Below are 9,709 nucleotides of genomic sequence, written 5' to 3'. Positions count from 1 at the left end.
TACTCTTTCATCTTGTCAAAAAATCGGATATCCGTATAGTTGATTTTTTCTTCTCTGAATTCGTAAAGTTTTTGTGCATATATTTTTTTAGAAACTATAAGCCCTTCTTTGATTCGCCATGACCAACCAGCACACAATCTGCTTGAGTAATTGAGAAATTCTAAAACTGCCTCCTGATGACTATTTAGCCCGTCATACTCTTCTTCCTTGAAAAAAGCATACCGTAACACAGTCCAAGCACGCTCCAAATAAAAATCAATACTTTCTTTTTCTAATAATTCCATCTTTTCTCTCCTTTTGCTCTTCTAACGGCACTCCTGATACACTAACAAATCTACCCCTTTCATCTGCCACGTCAATACATATTTCTCTCGAATTTTATCTATCCATTTTTATTTTATCGCAACTATCAAGGCTTCTATTCCTATTATTTCTTTTTGAAGAAAAGATAGTTTTCAATCGTATAAATCGCTAGTTTCGCAAAAAAGGCTGTGACAAAAATAGTCACAACCTTTTGATCTTTTCTTCAATTTTTCACATGTCGGCGATTCAATAAAAAACCGCCTATTATTGTAAAGACAGGAGCAAGGATCGAGAAAAAAGCGAATGGCAAGTAATGCAACGCGCTAACTTTCATCGTCCCCATAATGAATGTGCCGCTAACTCCCCACGGTACAAGAGAATTGACGGTTGCTCCTGAATCTGCTAGCGTCCGTGTCAAATAGTTTTTTGATAAGCCAACCTCATCAAAGGAGCGTTTGAATGTTTCTCCTGGAAGAATGATGGACAAGTACTGCTCTCCAACGATCAGATTGACTCCGATACAACTCAAGGCAGTAAACCCGACTAAACGAGAAGGTCGATCCATCTTTTCTTTTAATTCTTGCACGATGGTCTCAACAATCAAATATTTGATCAATAAACCACCTAATGCCAATGCCAGTAAAATCAAACTGGCTGAGCCCAACATACTCATGATACCGCCTCGAGAAAGCAGTTCATCTAGCTTAGGATCAGGTGTATGCGCGACATAACCATTCATCAAGATGTCTGCTGCTTTTCCAATTGTCAAACTTTTCTCATGGATAAAGGAAAGAACGAGGGCGGCTGTCGATCCTGCTAATAATGTAGGGATAGCTGGAATTTTTTTGATTGCCCCGCCAAATAAAATAACTAACGGAATCAATGTCCAAGGAGAGATCCAAAAGCTTGCTTTCATATTTTGGATCATTTCATTGATACTGGCTAGGTCGGCTGAATGACTGTTCTGTCCTAATATCGTATAAAAAAGCAACGAAAGGACGAATGCCGGAAAATCCGTATAACGCATACCAGCGATATGTTCGAATAGATTGACTCCACCGATACCAGCTGCCAAGTTTGTCGTATCCGATAAAGGCGAGCAGTTATTCCCTAAAAATGCACCAGAAACGACCGCACCTGTAGTCATTGCATCGTTGAATCCAAGCAAATGTCCGATTCCCAAAAAAGCAATCCCAATCGTCGAAATCGTTGTAAATGAACTGCCGACTGTCACTCCGACAATTGCACAAACAAGAAATGCTGTCGGCAAAAAGAAACGTACAGAGACAAGTTTGAAACCATAAACCATGATCGTAGGGATGGTTCCAGATAGAATCCAAGAGGCAACCAAGACGCCAATCAAAAGAAAAATCAGGATTGGGATGATCCCCGGAGTGATTCCTTTGACGATCCCGTCATGGATCTCATCCCATGAGAACTTTTTAAATCTGCCATAAAACAACAAGCACATGAAAGCTGCAAGGATCGGGATATGTGGCGAGAGTTGGAATCCGATGATCAGTACTCCTAGGAGTGCCAACAACACGATCAATACAGCGATACTTTCTTTTAAAGAAATATTTTTATTCATCGTCGATCTCCTATTTCAAATGAAAAGGCCCTGCCATGAAAAAACTATTCACTTGGCAGGACCTCCTACTAAATCAGCGACAGATCGTCGGCTGAAAGACTTATTTTTTTATTTTTCTTCTAAACTTTTTTCTACCTCAATCCCCCAAGAATCTTTCTTGAAGTGATTGATGATCAATGGAATAACGAACATGACCACTGTGATAGCTGCTACTAATAATGCATCACTCAATGTCGCTGTACCTAATGTAGCAAATACGACAACGATGATAGAGAAGATCAGCATGCAGCTGACTACCCAAGCTAAGCCGTTTCCGTTTTTGCCAATTCGGTAAGGACGTTCGAATTCTGGATGTTTCTTACGCATTTTAAGCAATGAAACAGCAATCAAAATGTACACGATACAATAAATAACAGTTGTAGCATTTGTAAGTGTCAAGAATACAGCACTTACGTCATCCATTACACCATAAAGCAAAGCAAATAATGAAATAACGATTGATTGTGTTAGAACGACATTTCTAGATACGCCGTATTTGTTTTCTTTATGGAATCCGAATTTTGGTGGAAGGAATCCTTCACGAGCTACTTGGATGATTGTTTTTGATGGTCCAGTAACCCAAGCTGATAATTGTAAAAGCACACCAATAAATACCATGAAGCTGAAGATATTTCCGATCACTTCTGGTAAGCCTAGGATTTGGCAATCAATCAAGATTGGCTGCGTGATATTTGCTAATTCCATTTTTCCATCTGGTACGACATTGGCAACAAGCATCGCATTGATGACATTCAATAAAACTAATCCGATCAAAGCGATAAATACGCCTTTTGTATAATTTTTTGTTGCGTCTTTCAAACGAGGCATGTAAACAGAACTCATTTCGATCCCAACAAAAATAAATGTGATACCAGCTAAGTATTTCAATGAATCAATATGTTCCAAGTCAGGGAAAGCTTTTGACCATGAAAAGTCACCTAGATAGCCGTTTGAGACTAGTCCGACTTTGAAGGCTGCCAAAACACCTAAAACGAACATGATGACTACTGGGATATATACCCCTAGCCATACACCGATGTTCCCGCCGACTTTTGCCATATCGAATTTCAAGTTCAAGATCGTGATGATCCAGTAAATAACTAAAATACAACCTAAAACGAACCAATGATTATTGCCAAGTTCTACATTACCAAATGTGTTTCCTAACAATGGTCCTAAAGTAGAAGCGACCATTACCATACCTGGGAACATTTGCACCCATAATAGCCATGCAACGACAAATCCCCATTTGCTGCCCAGTGCTGTTTTTACCCATAACTGAGGACCGCCTTCTTGAGGAAGCATCGTTGAAAGTTCACCGGAAACCATTGATATCGGACCGGCAAAAAACAAAACTGCAAAAATTGAATAAAAAATCAATGTCCAACCGACTGCGGCTAACGTAGGAATACTCCGAACCGTTGCACACAGTGCCATTGTCAGACCGATAAAGGTCCCAAGACCCATTTTACTTACTTCAGATTTACTCACCGTTGACACTCTCCTTGATTTTTTGGATAAAATAACGGTGTCTTTGAAGTAGTTTCAGCAATAAACGAAACAATTCAGCGAATATTTGAGGGGATTCTTTGAGTCTATTGCTTGAAGGAGTTCTTCAAAGACAACCTCAAAACAAAGGGATCGAAGAGCTTAGGTCACCCCTTGCTCTTCAGATCCAAACATGCGTCAGAAACAGTTAGCATTCAAGCTGTTTTCTAACATGATTACCTTGCTTATTTTGCTTCGCTTGCCAATAATTGGTCTGCGTAGATTTTTTCCAATTTTTCTTGAAGAGCTGCTTTGATTTTTTCAGCATATTCTTCAAAGTGTTCTTCTTTGTTCATGTATGGTGTCATTACGCTGGCACGCAATACAGTTACTTTTCCGGCACGGTTCCATTCTTCATCTGAGAATCCTAGTTGGTTCACGAATTGCAATGGGCTGTTGCCATAGTCTGGGATAGCAAAGTCAGTATGTGAAGTTAAGAATTCATTACCGTAAATGCTTCCTTTCACGTATGAAGAATAATCATATACGTCATGGTTCAATTTATTCATCGCAACTAAATCGTCGTTGCCTTTTTCTTTGAATACGTAGTCTACCATGTTGAAATCTGGATAAGTTAATGGATGAACTTCGATTTCTTTGTCACCTACTTTGAATGACAAGTCATTCAAGAAGTTGTAGAAACGGTGTGCCCCTTCGATTGATGCACCCATCAATTTACCGTATCCTGTGACATTCAAAGGTAAGACATGGTGTGCTGCCCAAACGCTGGCTGCTGTTGCCCCTGCTTTTGAACCTTCCAAGATATACGCTCCAAGTAATGCTGGGATATCTGCACCTTTTTCAAATACATATGTTGCGAAGTAAGAGATAACGTCTCTCATGCGGATATCTTTGATGACGATACCACCGGCAGAATATGGAACATAGCCCATTTTATGTGGGTCGATCGTTACAGATTCTGCTTCTTCGATTGCTTTATATGCACTGTGTACTTCTTCTAAGATATAATCTTTGTTTTCTGTAAAGACGTTGTATTTGTAATGAACATCTTTTAAATCTTCGAATGGAATGAAGTTGTTGTCTTCGTCTAAGAAAATCGCACGGCCGTATCCGCCATAAGCAGCATCTACATGCAAGTAGAAGTAAATACCGTCTTTTTCTAATACGCGACGCAATGCAACGATTTTATCGATACCGTCGATTGCTCCTTCTTCTGTTGATCCTACAACACCGACTACACCTAAGATTGGTGTTTTTTCAGCTGCTAGACCACGAACGATTTTTTCAAGTTCGTTGATGTCCATGCGGTAGTTATGGTCAACTGGCACTGGAATTACTTGGTCTAAACCGATACCGATGATGTCGGCAGCTTTTAGCCATGAATAGTGTTTTGTTTGTGGAACCAACCATTTTCCTAATTTTTCTAAATGTTTTCCGCTACGTGCTGAGTGAGCTTTGATTTCGTCGATTTTTTCTGGAACACTGTCTAACAAGTTCATGATTTCTTCTGTTGACAAGTTCATCAATTCCCAATCGCTTTTTCCAGCAACTAGTTCAGGTGTCACTTCTTTCATAGCAAGTGGCAATGATTTGATGTTGCGGGCATACCAAAGTCCTTCTAAGTTTGCTAAAGAACCATCAGCAACGATGTGTCCCCAGCCATCTTTATAGCTCATTAATTTTGCAAATTCCATGCCTACTTCTTCTTCCATTTGGCTTGTTGCAGGAGAAGATTCGTAAGCAACGTTATTACCATTCCATAGCATAGCAAAATTGTACGCTAGTAAAGATGGCATCAATGTTTCAGAGTTCATATGACCCCAGTAGCGTCCGGCATTATGCCAAGGAACGGAATGGGTACGCATCCGCGCTGAAATTTCTGATAGAACATCTTTTGTTTTATTCACAGTGTGTTCAAAACTAGCACTGCTTTTTTCTTCTGGCGTAATGATAGGCATGTCTTGAGGCATGTAGTTTTGACGCCAGCCTAAATGTTCGTCCACCAATTCATTCAACAAAGCTTTATAGATTTGGCCGTTCTCAGCTTTGTCCCCAATGAATAGGGCATTTAGGTTTAGATCTTTCGACAATGATTCACTCATAGTGAAACCCTCCTAAAAAAAATATTTAAATTTTGTCGAGCCCTACATTACACCTGTTCTCCTATTCTGTAAACTAAGCTTCCGACCGTTTTTTAATCGTATTTTAATATGTATCAATTATTCGAATTGTTCGCACTTTTGAAATAATTTAAAAAAACGAGGGAATTTACAAAAGTAAACTCCCTCGCAAAGATTGTATTAACGACAACCAGCGTTCTATTTTAGGATGGGTTTCAAAATTGGAATGTTGTAATAGTATTCCCCTTTTTCAAGGCAAAAACTTACTAAATTCTAATCAATTACTTTGGCCAAAAAGTAATTTTTCTTACCTTTTCGAATAACCACAAACTTACCATCGAATTCATCGGATGGATTTATGACAAAATTTAAATCGGTAACGCGGTCACCGTTAATACTTATAGCTCCGTTTGAAACATCTTCCCGTGCCTGACGTTTAGATGGTTCAATTTTTGTGGAAACAAGTAGCTCCACGATATTTTCAGGTGTGCTTGAAATTTCAACGTTCGGCATTTTACCGAATCCTTGCGCGATTTCTTCCGCATTTAGTTCTTTAATATTTCCAGAGAACAATGCTTGCGTTATTTTTTGCGCTTCTTTCAAGTCTTCTTCACTATGCACAAATCTTGTAACTTCTTCTGCCAAACGGCGTTGTGCTTCACGTTTCTCAGGTTCTGTCTCTACTTTTTTCGCTAATTCTTCAATTTCTTCTTGAGATAAGAACGTAAAGAATTTCAAGTATTTCACTACATCACGATCATCTTGATTCAACCAGAATTGGTAGAATTCAAATGGTGAAGTTTTCTTAGGATCAAGCCAAATGGCACCGCCTGCGGTTTTTCCGAATTTCGTTCCGTCCGCTTTCAACATCAATGGAATCGTTAAACCGAACGCTTCTGCTTCTGGTCCTTCTAATTTTCGGATCAGGTCTAAACCAGCTGTGATATTTCCCCATTGGTCTGCTCCACCGATTTGTAGTTGTACATCGTATGTTTTATGCAGATGTAAAAAGTCGATGGATTGCAGGATTTGGTAAGTGAATTCTGTGAATGAGATCCCTACTTCCAAACGGCTGGCAACGATATCTTTTGCTAACATCGTGTTGATGTTGAAGTTTTTACCGTAGTCTCTCAAAAATTCAAGTAAAGAGATTTTTGATAACCAGTCGTAGTTGTTCACAAATGTGATATTTGCGTCTTTACCAAACAATTTTCTCATTTGATTGGAAAGTGCATCCACGTTATGTTGTACTTGTTCCATCGTTTGCAACACACGTTCTGTTTTACGGCCGCTTGGGTCGCCGATTGTTCCTGTTCCGCCGCCAATCAGAATATATGGATGATGGCCTGCCAATTGGAATCTTTTCATCATCATAAATGGGATCAAATGTCCGATATGCATCGAATCACCAGTTGGATCAACGCCGCAATAAAGTGAAATGCTCTTTTCTTCAACGAGCTCGCGAAGTCTTTCTTCGTTTGTTTGCTGATTAATGGCGTCGCGCCAAGTTAATTCATCAATAATATTCATTTTACTGACCTCCGTGTAGTTTTTTTATGAAAGCAGGAACCTGCTAGCATGCGTCATTAAGTATTTCTTCGGGATGGAAAATAAAAAAAGTCCCTTGGCATATAGCCAAGGGACGAAATCTCGCGGTACCACCCAATTTGTATGTCTAGATATCCAACATACCTCTCGAACATTTAACGCTGTCGCGTGGCAATCACTGCCAGAGACTCCTGAAATGTAATTCGCTTTAAAGCATGTACTGGTTTGCAGCAACCACCAGCTTTCTGAAACATTGGCTTTAACAACTACTTCGTTTCAATCTTCGTCTTGTTATTATTAATATGTGTCTATCATAGAGCGCAACTTTTTCTTTGTCAACAGAAAAAGGATATTTTTTTTAAATTCCTCATTTTTTCTTTTTTGAATCCGCTCTAATCCCGAACATTTTATTTTCAACTATTGTTAAAAGAAACTATTTTTTCTGTATTTTTTCTGCAATTTATCGAGAAGTCACTTTACTTTTCCTCTTATTCTTTCTTCGTTACAATGAAGAACGGGACGAGTAAAAAAATGAAAAAGTAAGGGACGAGGTATATGGAAAAAAAGCAAAAAATTATTTTAGGAGCCACTTCTGCTTTAACTGTCGTTATTTTAATTTTAAGTCTTTTTTTTGTCATCCGAGCATACACAAAAAAAGAACCGATTATTCATGAAAAAAAAATAACAGAAAAGACAAAAGAGCCAATGGATGATAAGCAACAGCTAGTGACTCAAGCAAAAAATCTGGCACAAAGCTATGATTATGACCAAGCGATTGCTTTATTGGAGAAAAACAGTAAAAACGGATCTCCGGAAACACAGCAGCTTCTTCAAACACTGAAAAAGGAGAAAGAACAACTAATTGACTGGTCTGATCCTACTCAGATCTCTCACGTCTTTTTTCACAGCTTGATCGTGGACCCACAAAAAGCCTTCCACTCTCAACAGGCTCAAGGATACAAAGACTATATGGTAACTGTTGAAGAATTCAACCGTTCAATCGAACAACTCTATCAAAATGATTTTGTTTTAGTCAATTTGAATGATTTGATCCAAAAAGACGAACAAGGGAATCTTTCCTTTAACGGGCTTGCGCTACCTGAAGGAAAAAAACCATTAATTCTTTCACAAGATGATGTCAGCTATTATGAATATATGGATAATTCCGGTTTTCCTAGCCGATTAGTCGTATCAAATAACAATGAAATCAAAAATGTTTATAAAGAGAATGATAAGGAAGAAATTGGGGACTTTGACATGGTTCCTCTGATCGATGCTTTTGTCAAGAAACATCCTGATTTTTCTTATCGAGGCGCAAAAGGCACCTTGGCCCTGACAGGTTACAACGGTGTTTTAGGTTATCGAACATCCAAGTCTCAATACGGAGATAACGAAAAAACAAAAAAAGAGAGCGAAGAAGCTAAAAAAGTGGCTGATCAGTTGAAGAAAGATGGTTGGAGCTTTGCTTCCCATACCTGGGGACACTTGAATATGACTCAAGCTTCATTAGAGGATGTCAAAAAAGACAATGAATTATGGCAGCAAGAAGTTGCACCTATCCTAGGAAAAACAAATATCCTGATTTATCCATTTGGTGCAGATATTAGCGACTGGCAGCCTTATTCAGCAGAAAATCAAAAATTTGCTTACTTGAAGAGTCAAGGTTTCGATATTTTCTGCAATGTAGATGCTTCTACTCCCGCTTGGGGACAATTAGGTACGGATTTCTATCGAAATGCTCGAATCAATATTGATGGCATTCGGTTCCAATCAGATTTAGACGGACAAAACCCTATTCTTGATCCATTCATCAATGTTCATGAGGTCTACGACAAAGAAGCACGCGAATCCGCTTGATTTTACATCATTTATAAACAAAAAAAGCCGAACTGGCATTTTATCGTCAGTTTCGGCTTTTTTTATGCTTTATTTCTTCTTCGGCGCGATACCTTTGATCAGGACTTCTGTCCATTCTGCTGTATATGGAAGCAGTTTTGCGTATATCTCCGGCTTAGAAATTCCTTCTACCATTGCTTGAAAATAGAGGATCAAAAACTCATCCGAATATTTCAAATCCACTTTTCCTTCTTTACGTCCTCGGTGGAAAAGATCAAGCATGATACTGAAACTTTCTTGCGTATACGCATCCATCGCGTCAGAAAATTCTTTTTTTTCTTTTTTTGTATAGTATGTCATCAAATCGATATAAAATTGTTTGTTCACTCGATTGAGATAGCGGATTTTATTTTCACTCATAGCAATCAGCGTTTCTTCAAATGGAAGATTTTCCGCAATCAACGCTTTCGCTTCTTGCCCTAAATCATTCATAAATGTGAAAAATACTTCATAAATCAGCCCTTCCTTGCTGCCAAAATATTTAAAAATCGTCGCTTTACTTACCTGAGCGCTCTCAGCAACCTTATCCATCGTCACTCCAGCGGTTCCTATGTCTGTGTTCATCAAGTCAAAAGCTGCTTGTAAAATCTCTTTCTTTTTCTCTTGTGCTCTCTTTTCAAAACCGTTCATTTATAGAGCCTCCCGTAATTTTAAACTTTTATAATATATATAGTTCAAATTTATTCTGAGGTTTATTATAACT

6 protein-coding genes, 1 pseudogene and 1 other annotated feature are annotated in these 9,709 nt (G+C 38.6%); of the genes and pseudogenes, 1 reads left to right on the top strand and 6 read right to left on the bottom strand.

Going from position 1 to position 9,709, the window contains the following annotated elements; translation table 11 throughout:
- From A5849_RS03325 to tyrS, 5 genes and pseudogenes are all read right to left on the bottom strand, one after another.
- Nucleotides 1–284 (bottom strand): annotated as a pseudogene (locus A5849_RS03325) (hypothetical protein); the annotation flags it as partial.
- 242 nt (nt 285–526) lie between these two features.
- Nucleotides 527–1,894: a Na+/H+ antiporter NhaC gene (gene nhaC, locus A5849_RS03320; protein WP_002310724.1), complete on the bottom strand. Its 1,368-nt coding sequence runs from the start codon at nt 1,892–1,894 to the stop codon at nt 527–529.
- Nucleotides 1,895–2,002: 108 nt separating this feature from the next.
- Nucleotides 2,003–3,400, bottom strand: coding sequence for a tyrosine-tyramine antiporter (gene tyrP, locus A5849_RS03315; RefSeq protein WP_002316652.1), 1,398 nt, complete (start codon nt 3,398–3,400; stop codon nt 2,003–2,005).
- Between the two features lie 266 nt (nt 3,401–3,666).
- A complete protein-coding gene (tdc, locus tag A5849_RS03310) occupies nt 3,667–5,544 on the bottom strand; it encodes a tyrosine decarboxylase (RefSeq protein ID WP_002286400.1) in 1,878 nt (625 codons plus the stop codon).
- Between the two features lie 291 nt (nt 5,545–5,835).
- A complete protein-coding gene (gene tyrS / locus A5849_RS03305; RefSeq protein ID WP_002310719.1) occupies nt 5,836–7,092 on the bottom strand; it encodes a tyrosine--tRNA ligase in 1,257 nt (418 codons plus the stop codon).
- A gap of 105 nt (nt 7,093–7,197) precedes the next feature.
- Nucleotides 7,198–7,403: a binding site (T-box leader), on the bottom strand.
- Between the two features lie 262 nt (nt 7,404–7,665).
- On the opposite strand from tyrS, the gene A5849_RS03300 reads away from it, so the two are divergent.
- Nucleotides 7,666–8,967 carry a polysaccharide deacetylase family protein gene (locus A5849_RS03300; protein WP_002345414.1) on the top strand — a complete coding sequence of 434 codons (1,302 nt, stop codon included), beginning with the start codon at nt 7,666–7,668 and terminating at the stop codon, nt 8,965–8,967.
- 69 nt (nt 8,968–9,036) lie between these two features.
- Here the strand turns inward: A5849_RS03300 and A5849_RS03295 are convergent, their stop codons facing one another.
- Complete coding sequence (locus A5849_RS03295) at nt 9,037–9,636, bottom strand: TetR/AcrR family transcriptional regulator (protein ID WP_002292597.1); 600 nt, start codon at nt 9,634–9,636, stop codon at nt 9,037–9,039.
- Nucleotides 9,637–9,709: the final 73 nt, after the last annotated feature.

It is taken from the genome of Enterococcus sp. 10F3_DIV0382, assembly GCF_002140245.1.
Lineage (GTDB): Bacteria > Bacillota > Bacilli > Lactobacillales > Enterococcaceae > Enterococcus_B > Enterococcus_B lactis.
Note: the sequence above shows the minus strand (reverse complement) of the source record. Positions and strands in the feature narration are given on the sequence as shown.